The following is a 17355-nucleotide window of genomic DNA, read 5'->3' as shown; positions in this document are numbered from 1 at the left end:
AACACAGAAATATGTGTTGACAAGAGACAATGTCCGCACTTCAGGCATGGTATGGCTGTGAAAACGTCACATCATTCGGAATGTCGTTTCGATCAGATGACAACTTTTTCCCAGGTGATCTTTTTCCGGAAAATAGTGCTGTAGGCTCCGGCACTGCCTTTTCACATCAGAAGAGCTGAGCAGGGTCTGGAGCCCCGTGGTAATGTTGGAAGCTTTGAACCTTCGTTTTCGAATGATCCTGCCCACCCCTAATTTTTCAACCCGGGCGGCATTATCAAATTGGTCAAACGCCAGGGGTTGAATCACTTGCGGAGTGCCTGCTCGTAAGGCCTGTGAACAGGTGCCGATGCCTCCATGGTGAATGAGGGCCGTGGCATGCGGGAGGAGCTGGCTGAGGGGCACATAGGAAAAGTGCGTGATCCCCTTCGGGAGAAACGAAGGAAGTTGTTCCGGGTATCGCGTCAGAAAAATCGCCGGCCGTCCCAGTTCCCGGCTGGCTTCGGCCGCCTCCTTGAAAAATGATCGTCCATGTTTATTGGCCGAGCCGGGGGTATAGATGAGGGGTTCCGGGTGTGCATCCAAAAAATTCTGTACGGTTGTGGGAAGGACACTGTCCGGAGCTTCATCATAGAGGGGAAAGCCGGTGACATGCGTTTTCGGAGGCCAGTCAGGTTGGGGAGCGGCAAACCACTCAGGAAACAGACCCAAGACCAGATCGGGTGAATGCAACCAGTTGTGGAAGATCCGTGAGACTGGTGGCAGGCCGAGCTGACGGCGAAAATCATTAAGTTGGGTTTTCACGATAGGATCGATGAACATGTGATCCAGAAATTTCCATATGCCGTCTTTGAATGCAACGGGCAACCAATCCGGAAGAGTCAGGCCGGGAATTTTAGGAGCTTGGTGGGCCGAGTGGAAAACACCTGGTGAAAAATGGACGGTGGCATGGGGGATGTGGTGGGATTCTTGAAGAAGGCGAGCGGCAACCCCCAGAGTGGAACTGATCAGCAGGGTATTTCCCGGGATGATCTTTGACTTGAGGAGCGTATAGGTTTCTCCCAAGGCGCTCGAGACGATCTGTTTCATGAGGAGCCGCCAGCCTTTGTGGGGATGCCATAAAGCAGGATTGTTGGCTATCGCGTCATAGTCATCGGCCGTTCCCAACGCGATAAACGCCACTCCTGCTTTGTGAACCAGTTCTTTGAAATGGGCACTGGTGAAGAATGTGACCCTATGCCCGCGTTGCTGGAGTTCTCTGGCCATCCCCACCAGGGGTAGGACATCCCCGTAACTCCCCACAGCCAGGATAAGAATCGTCATTGATGTTGACCTGAACTTACCCTTGGAATTTCTCGTCTGCGAATGCGAGATTATTCGTCTGCCACCGTTTCAACCGGCAAAAGCCCCACGGCATATAGAGTCCGAAGGTGATGATCGTGAGCACCATGATCAGGAGCCAGGTCCCAAAAAATCCCAATCCTGTTCCGTGAAAGACGAGTTGGCGATTCCCGATGAAGGTGTGTTCCGAAATCCACCGTTGTTGAGCGGAATAGGCCCACGGAAAAAATAAACCAAAGGTGATCACCGTCAACACCCACGTCCAGATAAATAACCATAAACAACTGAATCCTGTTCCGCGAAAATCAAAACCCTGATGATTCATGGGCTCCCTCATAAAAAATGTGGAGAATTCCCCACAGCCTACCATGGGAAGACCCGTTGGTGAATGAATAAATAAATAAATACAAACATACATAAGATTTCTTCCGGTGTGCTGAGAACTGAGAGGAATTGTTATGTCCTGTGAGAGCATCCCAAGAAGTGGAGCGCACCGAACCAGAAGAGAATTTCAGAACATCTAGAGATTGACCTTCATCCCGGAGTCATACTAGCGTAACATCTATGACGAAATAACGGGACAGTCCGGGTTGGAAAGGCTGTCCTTTCTTTGGTCTTCAGGGAAAAGGAGGAAATTATGAAAAAAGTAGCCGTGATCCTTTCGGGTTGTGGGTTTTTAGATGGAGCTGAAATTACCGAAGCCATTAGCACGCTCATTGCCATCGGCCAAAACGGAGCGGCATATGAGGTGTTTGCCCCGAATAAAGATGTTGAGGAAACGAATCACCTCACTCAAAAACCCACCGGACAGAAACGAAATGTCTTGCAGGAGGCGGCTCGGATTGCTCGCGGCGAGATTCAGCCGTTAGAACAACTCAAAGCGAAGGATTTCGATGCCTTGGCTTTTCCTGGAGGTTTTGGAGCCGCGTTGCATCTCTGTGATTTTGGAGAAAAGGGGAGCGGTGGGCACATTGATCCACAGGTGGCCAGAATCGTGAAAGAATTTAGTGACAGTCATAAACCTATTGCGGCCATTTGTATCGCGCCGGCGATCATGGCATTGGCTTTTGGGAAAAATGGCGTCAATGTGACCATTGGAGAAGACGCCGGAACCGCATCTGAGTTAGAAAAAACCGGTGCCAAACATCAGAATTGCGCAGTGGAACACTATGTCGTGGATCACAGCAATAAAGTCATCACCACGCCCGCCTATATGTATGGATCAGCCAGGCCCCACCAGATTTTTGCCGGTGTCAGTGGGGCGATTGCTGAATTGATGAAGATGGCCTGAAGACATGGGTCGAGTCCAGATAAACAGTAAGACTCCGGTGCCAATGCAGACAAGAAAAATTGTGAGGAGAGCCGAAAAAGAAAAGGACAAGAGGGAGCACCCGAAAAGTCCAATCATGAAAACCGTTGCCGTGACTTTCGTGTTCTGACTGATACTGCCTTCATGGTGCCAATTCTGAATCATCGGGCCCAACAGCGGTTGACTGAGCAGCCATGAGTGCAGACGAGGGGAGCTTTTGGAGAAGCACGAGGCGGCAAGCAGGACAAATGGCATGGTGGGCAGGAGTGGGAAAAATATCCCCAAAATTCCGAGAGCAAGACTGACCCACCCTATGACCAACATCATAAATCTTACGGCCAGGGCTGGCATGCTTTTGAACCCTAATGGGGATGAGTCATGACCGGCGAAATTTTCTTGTGATTTCTTGTGAATGTTATCGGCTTCATTCAGCGAAAAATTGAAAGAGGCATTTGGGATGAACGTGATGGTCTGTCAACGATGACTTTGCTTCGCGCTTGTACGACCACAACACGAGTTGTCGTCGCAAGAGGCAACCTGATTTCAAAACGGTATGTTCACATGTAAAGGAGGTGAAGATGGGACCTACAAAAGTTATTCCTAAGGAAGGTGCACTTTACGAGGTTAAAACCGGCAAACTTGTTCAAGACGGTCTTCCGACGCGAACCGAGCAGGAGGCCTATGTGGCGCAACATTATCTGGTCCTGCCGGTTATTGATAAGGCGGGGAAGCCATGGGCTCTTGATGGGCACCCCGTGTTTTGCCTCCACGGAACGCAATTCGAAACCGTCGACGATCAAAAAGTCCATTTAGCCCGATGTCCGGATTGTGGGGGAATGGGTATCCGGGATGACGAACCGTTGGTGGAATCCGATTGTATCCGATGTGTCCAATGTGGGCATGAGTTCGATACCCGGCTCGAGATGATGGAGAACTGAGACTGGTAAGAAGTTCTCTCTTGTCCGGGTCTAGAGCCAAAAGGCAATTTTAAGGAAAACGTACGGGGCATTTTGGAGTAGCGTTCTCAAGGGACGCCCTAAAGGGCACCGTTATTTTGGCAGAAAAATCCAAAGAACGTGAATGGAGGGTGGGGGAGAATCCGGTTCTTCGTGGGAGGCGATGACGATGCCTCCCACGAAGAGATGGTCGGGTCGAGTAGAATGCCCTTGACTTACTTTTTGGCAATTTTTTCCGTGGCTTTGGGACCTACCGAAGGCATTAGCGCCAGATCCTTAGCTTCATCACTCACTTCAAGAAGAGCAATGGCTCCCGTGAGCGCATCCTTCAGTGAGTGGGTGACGATCGGGTAGACTCCTTTTTGTTCCACCACGACATCCAGAATGGCTCCATCTGCCGCACCGATCACCTGGGTTTGCACCCCTTGCATGCGATTGGCCGGATTTCCGCTGGGCCAGACATCGTCCCAGATTTCTGCAATCGGATGAAGTGAGGAAAAATTATTCGGCCCGATGTTGACGAAGTAAAACCGTACCCGGTCACCCGGCTTGGCGGTGAGAAACTCTCCTCCCTTTGCTGCATGAACGGGATCATACTTAAATATCCCGCCGTTGAAGACGACATGGTCATTTTTCGCGTCCATCATCGCCGCGACGTCATCAGGATCTTTTGTGAATAACTCCGATTGCACCAGCACATATTCCCGGTCAGCCTTTGGCATTGCACTCGCATCTTTGGGGTCCACAATGACTGCTCCGAACATGCCACGGGCAATATGTTGAATCATCGGAAACGCGCCGCAGTGGTAGGCAAAGACGCCTGGCCGTTTCGCTTCCCAGACATATTCCAGAGACTCTCCAGGGTTCACGTCACGATAATTCGCGAGGAAATCCGTTTCCGCTGCATGAAAGTCCATGGAATGTGGGCGACTATTGTTCTCGTGGTTTTTGAGGATGAAATGCACCTGGTCACCCTCAGTCACGCGGACGACGGGACCCGGAACCTGACCGTTAAAGGTCCAAGCTTTATATGTGGTGCCTTTACCGTCAATGACGACTTCCGTTTCCACGGCGGTGAGTTCCACCTTTACCTTTTTAGCCTCGACTTGTGAGGCCAATGTAAAAAGACTTCCGGTCATTACCACGAGCGCAATTCCCAACCCTATTCGGCCTGAATGTCGATTCTTCATTCTTTCATCCTTTCCAACAAACATAAATGTGATTAATGCGAGTTATGCCTGGCTATATTTGCCAACAGATGCAACATATCCTGCTTATTTTTATAAGCAGATACTGTGCCAAACATAAGTAATTTATAACATGTTGATTTTTAAATAATTAATTGCATGTATTTCAAGATGGTTTCAACAATATTTTGTTTATCAACAATATTTTGCTGTATGGCAGCAAAATATTGTTTAATGTGAGAGGAACAACAATCCAGCATGTTTTTTCATTTTTCCACACCCTTATGGGGGCAATCGAGCCGATGACCAATACCAAGGACGGTTACCTGGCAGAGATGCGGTTTCGGGCCGTAGCCCAGTCATCGCACGATGCCATTATTATCGCCGATCAATCAGGGACCATCCTGTTTTGGAATAAGGGGGCCAAAGACATCTTCGGCTATGAAAGCGAGGAGACCGTCGGCCAGCCGCTCATCATGCTCATGCCGGATCGCTACCGACCGGCGCATCAAGCCGGGCTTGAGCGATACAGCACCAGGGGAGAAACGCGAATTCTCGGAGAGACCGTGGAACTGAGTGGTTTGCGAAGAACCGGAGAAGAATTCCCACTCGAACTCACGCTTTCGGCCTGGAAAGAAGAGGAGCGGCTCTTTTTCAGCGGAATCATTCGAGATATTTCTCAGCGAAAAGAAGCCGAAGAAGCCCTTCAGCGATCGGAAGAAAAATATCGCGCCATTTTTAATCAGGCGGTGGAGGGGATCTACCAGGCGACACCTGCCGGTGCCTTTCTCAATGCCAATGCGGCCCTTAGTCATTTGTTGGGGTACGACTCCCCCCAAGCCCTGATGGAAACCGTCAAGGATATCGGTTCTCAACTCTATGTCGAGCCAAGGAAGCGGGAGGAGTTTTGCCGGTTGCTGGAGCACCAGGATGTCATCACGGATTTTGAGTCGCAGGTCTATCGGGCAGACGGCACACCAATCTGGATTTCAGAAAATGCCCGGGTGATCCGCAACGCGGAAGGAGCCGTGCAGTGGTATCAGGGATTTCTGGTTGATATTAGCGGACGAAAACAGGCAGAAGCCCTTTTGGAACGGCAAAACCGCTTGCAAGCGGAAAACCGGTACTTACAGGAAGAAGTCCTCGAAGCCGGGGCCTTCGGGGATCTCGTAGGACAGAGCCCGGCCCTGCACAACGTGATCCGTCAAATCGCTCTCGTGGCACCCACGGAGGCTACCGTGCTGATTCTCGGGGAATCTGGAACGGGGAAAGAATTAGTTGCCAGGGAAATTCATAAGCGCAGTCAACGGAAAGACCGGCCGTTAATCCGCGTGAATTGTGCCTCCATTCCGCGGGACCTGTTTGAAAGTGAGTTTTTCGGCCACGTGAAAGGGGCATTTACCGGCGCGGTCAAAGATCGGGCCGGGCGTTTTGGGGCGGCGGATGGGGGAACTTTGTTTCTGGATGAGGTCGGCGAAATTCCCCTGGACCTTCAAAGCAAATTTCTGCGGGTCTTGCAGGAGCAGCAATTTGAACGCGTGGGCGAGGAACGCACTCGTCATGTGGACGTCAGAGTGATCGCTGCGACCAACAAGGACTTAAAACAGGAAGTGGAAAACGGTCGATTTCGGCAGGATCTGTATTATCGCCTCAATGTTTTCCCGCTTGAAATGTCCCCGCTTCGCGAACGGAAGGAAGATATTCCGCTCTTAGCCGAGTATCTTCTCGGGGTCACATCAAAGAAGCTCCACTGTGCGCAACCGAAGCTGACGAAAGCCCTCGTGGGGCAATTACAACGTTATAATTGGCCGGGAAATGTTCGGGAGTTGCAAAACGTCATTGAGCGGGGTCTGATTCTTTCCGAACGACAGGGATTAGCATTCGATATCCCTCAGCCGGGAGGAGGACGAGCTTCTTCGCAGGCTCAGGAGTCCCATGCGTCTCTCATGGCACGGAGTGTAATGACGGAACGGGAAATGCGTCTTCGGGAACGGGAGAATACCTTGGCGGCCCTTGAACAGGCGGAATGGAAAATTTATGGAAAAGGCGGCGCGGCTGAACGACTGGGTATCAAACCCACGACCTTGGTTGCCCGCATCAAAAAAATGGGCATCAAAAAACTAGGATGACGTCGAAACGGAAATAGAGAGACATTTTTAGACAGGAAGATAATCGCCTCCAATTCTCTGCGTATGGTAGGGAACCTTCCGGCTTCCATAAAGCAGGCACGTACCGACTATGTAGGAACAAAACAGTGAGGAAAGCCATTCCAACGTGAATCCCTTGCCATGCTTGATGAGGTCTTGGTCCAATTCGAGCCGGTTGCCGAGCATATGGAAATCGATTTTCAGACAGATAAATCGCCTCAATTGAGGGGCCTGGGTGTATGGACCAAGTGGACATCATAGGTAAGGCTATTGTTTCGCCGCAGTCAATTGTGCCATTCAGAAAACCACACCGGGGCTTAGGTCTTCCTCAACTCCTCACGCCTCCAACAACCTGTGTGCATACGCATTACGGATTGAGAGTCACCACTATACGAATCCCTTCTCTCGACTTGTTTTCCCTGTCCTGCTAATCTTTTTTGGCTGTGACGTCTTTTTTTCGGTTGAGGCGATGCCTGGACATGACTCCTTCAACTCAAGGCGCCCTACTCTTCCAATTCGTTTATTCACCACTTCTTGCATACCTTGTTGGTGAGAGAGATGAGCATATTTCTCAAAGCCATCCTGCCAGGGACCTTGCTTTTGACCACTTGGCCGTCTGTGGGTCCAAAAGAGGAATCTTTTCATTTGGGATGAGAGAACCGTTGACGTCATAAACATTGTGATGGGCTAGCCCAATTTTTTGGCAATAGGTAATTTAATGGACGAAATATTAATTCGGGAATACTGTGGTGAATTCGTTCTCAATTACCATTGAAAGGAGAAAACACAATGAGCGTGTATGATTCTTGGGTCCATGGACACAGCGTATTACTTGAACGAGTTGGTTCACCCAGTGTGACCAATAAAGCGGGTGTAAAGAGAGCGTTAAAGAATCAGGGGGTAGATATTAATGAAACCGGAGACATTATTCATCTCGGTACCCATGGTGCTGTCGCCTGTGTTCGGGTCGGCTGGGCTTCTCGTTTCGTAGTCTTTGATTCCGGGAGCAAGGACAAACCAAAATCGGGAAGCTTTTGGTGTCACTTCGCCATTCCAACTCAAATAGTTCCCGGGCTCGAACCCACACAAGCCCGGCAATTGTTTGTTAATTATGAGACCAGCAATACCAGAACCTTGAACATTAAACGGGCTCACGTCTGGGATGGAAATCGGCGGATTTTCGCCGATAACCAATTTGTGGCCCCTCGGCTCGGTTCAAACGCCGGGATTTCGGGACGCACCACCAACCGTAACAGGATACCGATTAAAGTTCCGACCAGGCTATATACCAGAACCCTTATTCCCACTCCAATTTTTTTTGGCGTGGGAATTTCGCTGTTGATTACCGCGCGAGCTGCCAAAGGTCACTTCCTTGAAATTCGCGGACTGGGATTGCGTTTCGAATATCCTGACGGGTAATTGGGCAAACCTTTGTATCTTCGGTCTAATGGGGGGCGTCAGGACAATTGCCTCGAGTTCATTTTCCTATTGGAGGAGTGAATTAATTCTGACATACCATTACGGAAAGGTTCCGGAGGAGAACACATTTATCGACTGACAGGTTTTTGTTTTGAATAAGCAAGGAACACTCCATCTGTGTGGGAAAGTCTGAAACCAGACTCCCTTTGATATGCACGTGGCAAAGGGATTGGTAAGTGCAGGTGGGTGTCGAGTCGTCCGCCCTGCCCGACTTCCGCCATTCCCTGGATATGCCATGGTTGATCACCCGCTGTTTCCCGATCTGATTGCCGTCCGGACTATCAACTCCGACCATGGTGCATGGTCCATAACTATTTCCCCTCCGTTTATTCCCAAATCCCAACCTTGATGTGGCTCGAACGCCAGCCTCGCCTGCGAACCAATAAGAATAGACAGGATGCGCCTGTGCCAGCCGGGCTAGACACCACTTCATGTTGATTGTAAGAATGAATGCGGAAATCGAACCATGAAACCTTTCTTTCTATATGTCGGAATTGGTGGGGGCAGCATGGCCACATTGGCCATCGGCGTCATTTTACCTGAAGTTTTACCAGGGTGGCGTTGGGCTCATGAGCCCCTCCATTCCACATTGGAAACCGTCGGTGGATTGGCCGCCATTTCCATGGGAATTGTGCTACTTCAAAGAACTGCTGACCCTACCAGGCAGAAATTCTTTCCCCTCGCCGGTGGCTTTCTCGGGATGGGGATTCTTGAAATCTTTCACGCGGTATCAGTACCAGGGAATGGATTTGTGTTATTGCGGAGCCTTGCGAGCTTGTTGGGAGGCTTGGGATTCGGGCTGATGTGGCTCTCTGCATCAGGGAAACATCACTCAACGATTAAATGGATGCCGTGTGTGATGACCGGCGTGGCCCTTGCCCTTGGCTTATGGACGATTGGATTTCCGCAATATGTACCGACGATGGTTCGTGAAGGGGCCTTCACGCCAACCGCCGTTGCTCCAAAAAGTTTTGCGAGCATGCTGTTTTTTGCCGCATCGCTTCACTTCTTTTTGAATTATCGAACCTCGGGTCGATCCGAAGATATTCTGTTTGCCTCATTGGCCCTTATGTTCGGATTTGCGGAATTGATGTTTACCTATTCCGTGATTTGGGGCAGTCGATGGTGGTTCTGGCATTTCCACCGGTTGCTGGCGTATTTCTTCGTTCTGGGGTATGTCGGGCGAGGGTATCTGGCCGCCGTCTCGGATTTACGGACATCATTGATCCAGACCAAACACGCTGAGCAATCCAGTCGGCAGAGTGAACGACAGCTTCGGACAGTCTTGGAAGCTCGGGAGCGTCTGGCCCAGGATCTTCATGACGGTGTCATTCAATCGACCTTTGCCTTAAAGCTGAATTTGGAACGGTGCCAGCGGCTCATTCCACAGAATCCTCAAGAAGCTCTCACCGGTATCAGCGATGTCTTGATGGAACTCAAATTCGTGATTCAAGACCTGCGCAGACATATTAGCGGTCTTGAACCGGAATGCATGAATGGGCGGCAATGGGTTGAAGAGATGCGCACCCTTGTGCAGACGGTGGAAAAATCACAGAAATTGCCATTTTCCCTGCAAATCGATCAGGAAGCCGCTGATCTGCTCACGCCGGAGGAAGCCACTCATCTGCTGTATGTGGTGAAAGAATCCATCAGCAACAGTGTGCGACATTCATGCGCTACGTCAGGTACGGTATCCCTTCAAGTGCGTGAGGGGACTGTGTGTTTGGAAGTGATGGATGATGGTCTGGGGTTTGATCTTGAAAATACCCATGAGGGAGTCCACGGATTGAAAAATATGGCCGCACGCGCGAAACGGTTGGGTGCGCATTTTCAGGTATGGTCGAAACCTCACCGTGGGACTCGAATTCTTTTTGAGATTGCAAAGAAAGGGAGCCATGCCCAGGCGTAACACAAACCCTATCCGTCTCTTACTGGTCGATGATCACGAGGTGCTTCGCCTGGGCCTGAAAACACTTTTTACCGAAACCGCCAACATTCAGGTGGTGGGTGAAGCGGGGACCAGGGACGCGGCGGTGTCCGAAGCCGACCGTCTTCAGCCAGATGTGGTGCTCATGGATGTTCGTCTTCCGGACGGGAGCGGTGTTGAGGCCTGCCGTGAGATTCGGAATGCATCTCCCGAAATCCGGGTGTTGTTTTTGACGTCCTTTGCCGACGAGGAGGCGGTCATGGCGACCATCATGGCAGGAGCCAAGGGCTTTCTCTTGAAAGAAATCAGCGGGGAGGAATTAGTCCGTGCGGTAACAACGGTGGCTGCCGGTCAGTCTATTCTTGATCCTGCGATCACACAACGGGTTCTCACCAAGATGCAGCATCTCTCTATCTCTTCTGATGGCAAAAAAGAATCGTTGGCCCCTCAGGAATTGAAGGTGTTGACCCTGGTGGCCGAAGGAAAAACCAATAAGGAAATTGCCGTAGCACTCGACCTGAGCGATAAAACCGTCGGCCATTACCTTGAAAATATTTTCCAAAAACTGCAGGTGACCCGCCGTTCTCAAGCTGCGGCAGAGTTCGTCCGCCGATTTTCCCAATAAGGAATGTTAAATATTTCAAATGTATTGCCTTTTCATTAGCAAATAAGTTCCTGAAACCTACACCGGAAAAATGAGGGAGTGTTCAAAAAGGCTCGTCCAGCAAGGTCGCAGCCGATTGGACGGGCGGAGCGTACGGAGGAGTACGTGAGCACGGCCAGGCGGCGAGAACGCCGCTGGCGGCATTTTTCAATACTCCCATTAGGGGCGATTACCCCTATTCGCATACGGGAAAAATAGTTGCCCGGCTCCTGGTGTTCGCACCTACCGCTTTCCTCTTAATTCATACACAATAGCCTCAGACGATGAAGACTCCGACACGGAGCCTGTTTTCATCCACTGTTCAATTAAAGGAGGCCGTCATGTTGAATTTCATTCCTAAGCCATTCTTGGTGCTCTCGGCGTTGGTGTTTGCTTGCGTGTACGGATTTATTCTGAGTCCCGGCTTGGTTTTGGCAGATAAGACACCGGGCCAGGACAACGTGAAGGTGTTGTATCACCTGGATAGTAACGACCCGGCTCTTGCCAAGTATGCATTGGCATTGATCAATAAACACATTGAGGCTGAAGGCGGGCCCGACAAGATCGACCTGGTGCTAGTCGTGCATGGGCCGGCCCTGAAATTGTTTGAAAGCGACACGGTCGATCAGGAGTTGAAAGATAAATTGAAGGCGGTGATTGACCAAGGGATCAAGGCTGAAATGTGTCAGGTCTCGATGAAACTTTATGGGACACCGCTGGAAAAATTACTCGCCGGGTTTACACCCACCGAACATCCGGTTGCTGTGAAGCGAATTGCCGACCTTCAACGCGCAGGATATGTGTATATCAAACCGTAAGGAGCCAATATGCGGAATGAGCTTTATAAATGGACGAGCCAAAAAAGAGCTACATTCGGTGGGAGCCTCCCAGGCTTCCACCGGGGAGGACGGTTCTCGGTAATCAGAAGCGCCGTTGCCGGGTTCATGATGGTCGGCCTGAGTCTGCTTTTTGGAGCCTTGCCGGTTCCTGCGGCTTCATCCGTCCCGGCTCCGGAATTTCAGCTCCGGGCATTTGACGGCCATACGTACAGCAAAAATTCATTACAGGGGCGGCCGACGCTTCTCGTCTTTTGGGCGCCATGGTGTCGGTATTGCCAAATGGAATTGCCGATTCTCGCGAAATTTTATCAGGGAAACAAACCAGACCAACTTCAGGTTTTGACTGTGGCCTTCTCGGACAGTCTGGCTCATGTGGAGGAGTATGTCACAGCCAACCCTGACACCTTTATCTTTCCCACCGCCTATGATCAGGATAATGAGATGGCGCAGGCTTTCGGTGTCAATGTCACCCCGACATTTGTGGTGGTGGACGCACAAGGAGAAATGATCCTTGCTCACCGTGGTGCAGGGATCAACCGGAATCCCCAGTACCAGGAGTTTCTCAAGAGTTTGAAACAATAAATGTTCAACCGGGACGAATCGATCCCTCAGGGATAGAATACTCATGGTGGAGTCCGGTACACACATTTATCAGGTGACCTTGTCTGCGGCGTTTGGAGCCGGGCTCTTGTCAGTCGTTTCCCCTTGTGTGCTTCCTCTGGTGCCGTCCTACGTTTCATATATAACGGGACTTTCCATTGATCAGCTCCGGGATACATCGGCACGGCACAGCGTTCGCAAAACGATTATGTTCAATTCCTTATGGTTCATTGGAGGCTTTTCCGTCGTCTTCATCGCGTTTGGCCTCTCAGCCGGTTTGGTCGATCAATGGTTGTTCAACTATCAGGACTATCTGCGAAAGTTCGGTGGAGGGCTGGTTATCCTGTTTGGTCTGTATGTATTGGGGCTGTTCAACTTTGGCTTTGTGTCTCAAGAACGGCGGCTCCATTTTCGGAGCCGTCCGGTAGGCTATCTTGGCTCGTTTCTCATCGGGGCCACCTTTGCCGCAGGTTGGACCCCATGCGTGGGTCCCATACTCGCGTCTATCTTCCTGTCTGCCGGGACCACCGATACCGCTATTGATGGGTTGGCCCTCCTGGTGTTTTACTCAATTGGGATGGGGCTTCCACTGCTTGTCACGGCTGTGTGTCTCGATCGATTTTTAACCCCCTTCCGGGGGATACGAGCCTTTATGATGCCGCTTTCCGTTCTGAGTGGATTGCTACTGGTAACAGTCGGGGGACTGCTCCATACGAATTCATTCTTTCTCCTGACGAGCTATTTGGAACACTCGGGGATTGGATGGTATATCGGCCAATAGATTCTACTTGGCTGCTGTCTCTCGTTTTCAATTCCTTTCCTGCCAAATTACGTAAATACGTTGCCCGGCCACAATAATATCGATTACCCTTGTGACAGATGAATGCGAGGTTTCGCTTTGCGGACCTGTGCAGTAGTGTATGTCAAAAGTTTTGAAGATCCATTTAAAAAGGAGAATGACCGTATGGCGACAATTGCGCCCTTCCGAGCTGTGAGGCCCAAATCTGAATTAGCTAGTCAAGTGGCGGCCCCTCCCTATGATGTGGTCTCCTTGCAAGAGGCGCGTGATTTAGCGGATGGAAATCCCTATTGCTTCCTCCGCATTGGTCGGGCCGAACTTGAGCTTGGTGATGGAGTTGACCCATATTCCGCCGAGGTCTATCAACGAGGGGACGATAATCTCCGGAAGCTCATCAAGGACGGAGTCTTGGCCCAAGAGCCACAACCACTCTTCGGAGTCTACCGACAAAAGTGGGGTCAGCATGAGCAGACCGGCATCGTGGCACTGGCATCCGTCGACGAATACGACCGGGGAATCATCAAAAAACATGAATATACCCGGCCGGTCAAGGAAGCTGATCGGGTGCGGATTATCGAAACCCATGAATCGCAATCGGGGCCGGTTTTGCTCTTTTTTCGCCAGACGGCCAAAATTGATCAGTGGTTGAAAGAGGTGACGAGTACGAAGCCGGATGTACATTTTGTTGCTCATGATAAGATCGAGCACACCGTCTGGAGCGTGCGAGATTCACTGGCCATTCAAGAAGTCATGAAAAACTTTCAAGATCTCCCGGCCTTATATATCGCTGATGGGCATCATCGATCGGCTGCGGCAAGTCGGGTTCGTGCGTCCCGTGGCCAGGCCGGCGCACAGCCTGCTGGAAAGCATGAAGAAGGCTTTTTGGCAGTCATCTTTCCACATGACCAATTACAAATCCTTCCCTACAATCGAGTTGTTCGGGATTTGAATGGGCTCACCCCCCAAGAATTGCTCGAAAAATTATCTCCACACTTTGAATTGCAGGTGACCGCGCAACCAGGCAAACCACCTGCCGCCGGTTTCGATATGTATCTGGAAGGGCAATGGCATCGCGCGAAACCCAAAGAGAATCCGTCGTTGAACAGTCAGCAGGACCCGGTGCGTGCGCTAGCCGTTTCAGAATTGACGGAACGGGTCTTGGATCCGTTGTTAGGCATCAAAGATCAACGGTCCGATCCACGCATAGATTTTGTGGGCGGTATTCGCGGAACCCAACAACTTGCAGCCTTGGTGGACAGTGGAGACTGGGCTGTCGCCTTCTGGTTGTATCCGACCACGGTTGAGGAATTGATGGCGGTGGCTGATGCGCATCGTGTCATGCCTCCCAAAAGCACATGGTTTGAACCCAAACTCCGTGATGGCCTCTTCATTCATATGTTACGCGACTAAAAAAAATTAGCTCTCAGGTAGGGGAAGTCGGCCAATGCATGAGTTGGCCAGGCTGGGTGAAATTCTTATTAGATACCCATGTCTTGCTCTGGTAGCTGAGTGGTCATAAGTTATTCATCACCAAAGCAGCTGTGGCGGTCAAGAATGGAGAAAATGCGATATTTGTGAGTGCCGTCACCGCATGGGAAATTTCCATTAATCCGGCACCGAGAAAGCTCAAGGTCCATGATGAACTGGAAGAAGTCCTAGAGTCTAATAGTTTTCAACACCTTCCAAACTCAATCCGGCATGGCCTTGTTGCCGGAAACCTATCCCGTCACCATGCTGACCGGTATGATCGTATGCTCATTGCCCAATCTCAAACGATACAATTAACGAGTATCACGCATGATATTTAAATGGAGTCGCCTTCTGGTTATATCCGACAATGGGTGAGGAACAGTTGGCTGTGGCAGATGCGGATCACGTTGTGCCCCTAAAAGCATCCGGTTTGACCCCAATCTCCATGATGGCCTTTTCATCCACATCTGACAGGATAGGGCGAATGTAGAAATCGCACACTCTTGAATCGATTGTGCTTCCACATTCATATAGCTTATTAAGTTTAATCTCGGGTTGGGGAGTATGAGAGGAAAGGCTTCTTTAGCCGGAATGAACCAACATTATTTTGAATGGAATTTGCCCTGATAGAATGTGGTGGTGGATAAGGATAACTATTGGCAAAGACTAATTGGATTAAAATGGCGTGAATATTAGGCATGAAAAATTTAAAAATCCGTGAGCATAATAAAAAATGAATTACTGAGATGAGGAGCTTGTCAATCATTGTTGCCTCCCTAAGTAAAATCGTCTTTATTCAATGTATAGGGAGCATATTGCAAAGTGGTAAAGGATTTGTTCCCGGTCAGTAAAATTTCTGTTGTACCATGAGATTTTGAGGTTCATGAACGATATTCAGTGGAACATTAAGACTTTTCAAGAATTGGAATCGGATCAGTTATATGACCTGCTGAAGCTGCGCGTGGAGGTGTTTGTGGCGGAGCAACAATGTGCCTATCGGGAATTGGATGAGTATGACCGACACCCGGAGGCCAGGCACATTTCTGGACGCAATGAAGGTGGAGAACTGATTGCCTATGCGCGGATTCTCCCGCCTGGGCTCCGTCATCCTGAGGTGAATCTCGGGCGGTTTGTGGTGAAGGCGGATTTTCGTAAGCAGGGGATTGGTCATCAATTATTACAGACAGCTTTGCAGAGCATAGCCGCTTGTTGGCCAGAGATACCTATAAAAATGTCTGCACAAAGCCACCTTCACCGATTTTATGCGCAGTATGGATTTCTCCAAGTGACGGATGGCTACCTCGAAGATGGGATCCCTCATGTGGAAATGGTGAAAGAGGGTTAATCGTTATATGTAAGCGGTTCTCAACGGTCTACCCACCTTTATCCTTCCCTTAAAAATGGGAGGGGATGAAGACAGTAATTATAGTACCTTATGAAAAACTTACCGTTGGGCGATTTATCGCTTGAAACATTTTTAGGTGAATATTGGCAGAAGAAGCCGTTGTTGATTCGGCAGGCTTTGCCCGGGATCAAGCGGCCGATTGCGGCTGATGAATTGGCCGGTCTCGCTTGCGAAGAAGAAGTCGAATCGAGGCTGATCATTCAAGATCCCATAAGCGATCAATGGGAACTCTCTCATGGTCCGTTTACAGATGCGACATTTTCCGCTCTGCCAGCCGCGCATTGGACCTTGTTGGTCCAGGCTGTGGATCATTGGGTGCCGGCCGCCGCTGACTTTCTTGCGCAATTTTATTTTATTCCCAGTTGGCGGGTTGATGATTTGATGATCAGCTATTCCGGCGACAAAGGTGGTGTCGGGCCCCATTATGATAATTATGATGTGTTTCTGGTGCAGGTCAGTGGCCGTCGTCAGTGGGAAGTGGGTGGTGTCTATGATGAAACGTCTCCTCGTCGTTCCGATGTTCCGGTCAAGATCCTGTCCGAATGGAAGCCGGAGCAACGGTGGATATTAGAGCCGGGCGATTTGCTCTATGTACCCCCGCGTGTCGGACATAACGGGATAGCCGTGAGTGAGGATTGCATGACCTGTTCGGTGGGATTTCGCGCGCCGTCTCATCGGGATATCCTGCTCGATTATTCCGAGTCTGTTGGAGAAGCAGTGAGCGAAGAGGTTCGCTATGCGGATCCGGATCTGGTTCCTCAAGCCAATCCCGGCCAGATTACATCCGAGGCTGTTAGAAAAGTTCAAAGGATCTTCACCCGGTATGTCGAGGATGAAGCCCAACTGGCTCAATGGTTTGGTTGTTATATGACCTCTCCGAAATACCAGGATGAGGAGACGACGCCGGAGGAACACCGTCCGGAAGATGTTCGTACCCATCTGTTGGAGGGAGGAAAACTTGTCAGAAATGAAGGCTCACGTTTTGCGTTTCATGAACATGGACAGAATATCTGGCTATTTGTTGATGGACGTCAGTACACCTGCAGTGGGCTCATGACGGATCTGGTGAAAACCTTGTGCGCCGAACGCCAAATTGGTTCGGAGCACTACGTTTCGTCGGAAGGCCATGATTCCTTACTCCTCGATTTGTTGAGCCATGGCAGCCTTTATCTTTCTTCCTGAAAAGTATTTGCCCACCTTTCCTGGAGTGAGAGGCTCCCTTTCAGGGGAAAGCAACTGATCGCCCCCCTGGTTGG

General features: G+C 50.3%; 17 protein-coding genes. 13 read left to right on the top strand and 4 right to left on the bottom strand.

The genetic code is table 11. The features are described 5' to 3' along the window. Positions 1-66: 66 nt before the first annotated feature. Positions 67-1320: a glycosyltransferase gene (locus ACTRXD_RS15455; RefSeq protein WP_442432680.1), complete on the bottom strand. Its 1254-nt coding sequence runs from the start codon at positions 1318-1320 to the stop codon at positions 67-69. Between the two features lie 16 nt (positions 1321-1336). Then, positions 1337-1663: a DUF898 family protein gene (locus tag ACTRXD_RS15450; protein WP_442432679.1), complete on the bottom strand. Its 327-nt coding sequence runs from the start codon at positions 1661-1663 to the stop codon at positions 1337-1339. A 312-nt stretch (positions 1664-1975) separates the two neighbouring features. Here ACTRXD_RS15450 and elbB point away from each other — a divergent pair, with 312 nt between their 5' ends. Further along, on the top strand, positions 1976-2629 hold the full coding sequence (elbB, locus tag ACTRXD_RS15445) for an isoprenoid biosynthesis glyoxalase ElbB (RefSeq protein WP_442432678.1): 654 nt from the start codon (positions 1976-1978) through the stop codon (positions 2627-2629). On the opposite strand, the gene ACTRXD_RS15440 is transcribed toward elbB, so the two are convergent. After that, positions 2561-2971 (bottom strand): YbaN family protein, encoded by a 411-nt coding sequence (locus ACTRXD_RS15440; RefSeq protein WP_442432775.1) that lies wholly within the window; start codon positions 2969-2971, stop codon positions 2561-2563. The genes elbB and ACTRXD_RS15440 overlap by 69 nt on opposite strands. A gap of 254 nt (positions 2972-3225) precedes the next feature. Here ACTRXD_RS15440 and ACTRXD_RS15435 point away from each other — a divergent pair, with 254 nt between their 5' ends. Then, on the top strand, positions 3226-3585 hold the full coding sequence (locus ACTRXD_RS15435; RefSeq protein WP_442432677.1) for a hypothetical protein: 360 nt from the start codon (positions 3226-3228) through the stop codon (positions 3583-3585). Between the two features lie 233 nt (positions 3586-3818). Here ACTRXD_RS15435 and ACTRXD_RS15430 read toward each other — a convergent pair whose 3' ends face one another. Continuing rightward, positions 3819-4793, bottom strand: coding sequence for a multicopper oxidase domain-containing protein (locus ACTRXD_RS15430; protein WP_442432676.1), 975 nt, complete (start codon positions 4791-4793; stop codon positions 3819-3821). A gap of 299 nt (positions 4794-5092) precedes the next feature. On the opposite strand from ACTRXD_RS15430, the gene ACTRXD_RS15425 reads away from it, so the two are divergent. From ACTRXD_RS15425 to ACTRXD_RS15375, 11 genes are all read left to right on the top strand, one after another. Beyond that, positions 5093-6919 (top strand): sigma 54-interacting transcriptional regulator, encoded by a 1827-nt coding sequence (locus ACTRXD_RS15425; RefSeq protein ID WP_442432675.1) that lies wholly within the window; start codon positions 5093-5095, stop codon positions 6917-6919. A gap of 807 nt (positions 6920-7726) precedes the next feature. Then, positions 7727-8356, top strand: a complete 630-nt coding sequence (locus ACTRXD_RS15420) for a hypothetical protein (protein ID WP_442432674.1) — start codon at positions 7727-7729, stop codon at positions 8354-8356. Positions 8357-8882: 526 nt separating this feature from the next. Continuing rightward, positions 8883-10325, top strand: coding sequence for a sensor histidine kinase (locus tag ACTRXD_RS15415; RefSeq protein WP_442432673.1), 1443 nt, complete (start codon positions 8883-8885; stop codon positions 10323-10325). Further along, positions 10312-10968: a response regulator gene (locus ACTRXD_RS15410; protein WP_442432672.1), complete on the top strand. Its 657-nt coding sequence runs from the start codon at positions 10312-10314 to the stop codon at positions 10966-10968. The genes ACTRXD_RS15415 and ACTRXD_RS15410 overlap by 14 nt, the downstream gene beginning before the upstream one ends. A 359-nt stretch (positions 10969-11327) precedes the next feature. Beyond that, entirely contained in the window at positions 11328-11804 is a 477-nt protein-coding gene (locus ACTRXD_RS15405; protein WP_442432671.1) for a DsrE family protein, read from the top strand. 9 nt (positions 11805-11813) lie between these two features. Continuing rightward, positions 11814-12407: a TlpA family protein disulfide reductase gene (locus ACTRXD_RS15400; protein ID WP_442432670.1), complete on the top strand. Its 594-nt coding sequence runs from the start codon at positions 11814-11816 to the stop codon at positions 12405-12407. Positions 12408-12450: 43 nt separating this feature from the next. Next, on the top strand, positions 12451-13206 hold the full coding sequence (locus ACTRXD_RS15395) for a cytochrome c biogenesis CcdA family protein (RefSeq protein WP_442432669.1): 756 nt from the start codon (positions 12451-12453) through the stop codon (positions 13204-13206). Between the two features lie 183 nt (positions 13207-13389). Next, positions 13390-14634: a DUF1015 domain-containing protein gene (locus tag ACTRXD_RS15390; RefSeq protein WP_442432668.1), complete on the top strand. Its 1245-nt coding sequence runs from the start codon at positions 13390-13392 to the stop codon at positions 14632-14634. Positions 14635-14765: 131 nt separating this feature from the next. Beyond that, positions 14766-15032 carry a PIN domain-containing protein gene (locus tag ACTRXD_RS15385; RefSeq protein ID WP_442432667.1) on the top strand — a complete coding sequence of 89 codons (267 nt, stop codon included), beginning with the start codon at positions 14766-14768 and terminating at the stop codon, positions 15030-15032. A gap of 545 nt (positions 15033-15577) precedes the next feature. Further along, positions 15578-16039: a GNAT family N-acetyltransferase gene (locus ACTRXD_RS15380; protein WP_442432666.1), complete on the top strand. Its 462-nt coding sequence runs from the start codon at positions 15578-15580 to the stop codon at positions 16037-16039. Between the two features lie 90 nt (positions 16040-16129). Beyond that, the gene (locus ACTRXD_RS15375) at positions 16130-17281 is read left to right on the top strand and encodes a JmjC domain-containing protein (protein ID WP_442432665.1); all 1152 of its coding nucleotides are present in this window, start codon (positions 16130-16132) and stop codon (positions 17279-17281) included. The last annotated feature ends 74 nt before the right edge of the window (positions 17282-17355 follow it).

The organism is Nitrospira sp. T9, assembly GCF_052156535.1.
In the GTDB taxonomy this organism is placed as follows: Bacteria; Nitrospirota; Nitrospiria; order Nitrospirales; family UBA8639; genus Nitrospira_E.
The sequence above is the reverse complement of the archived record's forward strand: the minus strand, read 5'-3'. Positions and strand labels throughout refer to the sequence as shown.

Bases quoted from the DNA above. Each gene is read 5' to 3' on its own strand.
- ACTRXD_RS15455 (WP_442432680.1), bottom strand. From the start codon at position 1,320: ATGACGATTCTTATCCTGGCTGTGGGGAGTTACGGGGATGTCCTACCC.
- ACTRXD_RS15450 (WP_442432679.1), bottom strand. From the start codon at position 1,663: ATGAATCATCAGGGTTTTGATTTTCGCGGAACAGGATTCAGTTGTTTA.
- elbB (WP_442432678.1), top strand. From the start codon at position 1,976: ATGAAAAAAGTAGCCGTGATCCTTTCGGGTTGTGGGTTTTTAGATGGA.
- ACTRXD_RS15440 (WP_442432775.1), bottom strand. From the start codon at position 2,971: ATGTTGGTCATAGGGTGGGTCAGTCTTGCTCTCGGAATTTTGGGGATA.
- ACTRXD_RS15435 (WP_442432677.1), top strand. From the start codon at position 3,226: ATGGGACCTACAAAAGTTATTCCTAAGGAAGGTGCACTTTACGAGGTT.
- ACTRXD_RS15430 (WP_442432676.1), bottom strand. From the start codon at position 4,793: ATGAAGAATCGACATTCAGGCCGAATAGGGTTGGGAATTGCGCTCGTG.
- ACTRXD_RS15425 (WP_442432675.1), top strand. From the start codon at position 5,093: ATGACCAATACCAAGGACGGTTACCTGGCAGAGATGCGGTTTCGGGCC.
- ACTRXD_RS15420 (WP_442432674.1), top strand. From the start codon at position 7,727: ATGAGCGTGTATGATTCTTGGGTCCATGGACACAGCGTATTACTTGAA.
- ACTRXD_RS15415 (WP_442432673.1), top strand. From the start codon at position 8,883: ATGAAACCTTTCTTTCTATATGTCGGAATTGGTGGGGGCAGCATGGCC.
- ACTRXD_RS15410 (WP_442432672.1), top strand. From the start codon at position 10,312: ATGCCCAGGCGTAACACAAACCCTATCCGTCTCTTACTGGTCGATGAT.
- ACTRXD_RS15405 (WP_442432671.1), top strand. From the start codon at position 11,328: ATGTTGAATTTCATTCCTAAGCCATTCTTGGTGCTCTCGGCGTTGGTG.
- ACTRXD_RS15400 (WP_442432670.1), top strand. From the start codon at position 11,814: ATGCGGAATGAGCTTTATAAATGGACGAGCCAAAAAAGAGCTACATTC.
- ACTRXD_RS15395 (WP_442432669.1), top strand. From the start codon at position 12,451: ATGGTGGAGTCCGGTACACACATTTATCAGGTGACCTTGTCTGCGGCG.
- ACTRXD_RS15390 (WP_442432668.1), top strand. From the start codon at position 13,390: ATGGCGACAATTGCGCCCTTCCGAGCTGTGAGGCCCAAATCTGAATTA.
- ACTRXD_RS15380 (WP_442432666.1), top strand. From the start codon at position 15,578: ATGAACGATATTCAGTGGAACATTAAGACTTTTCAAGAATTGGAATCG.
- ACTRXD_RS15375 (WP_442432665.1), top strand. From the start codon at position 16,130: ATGAAAAACTTACCGTTGGGCGATTTATCGCTTGAAACATTTTTAGGT.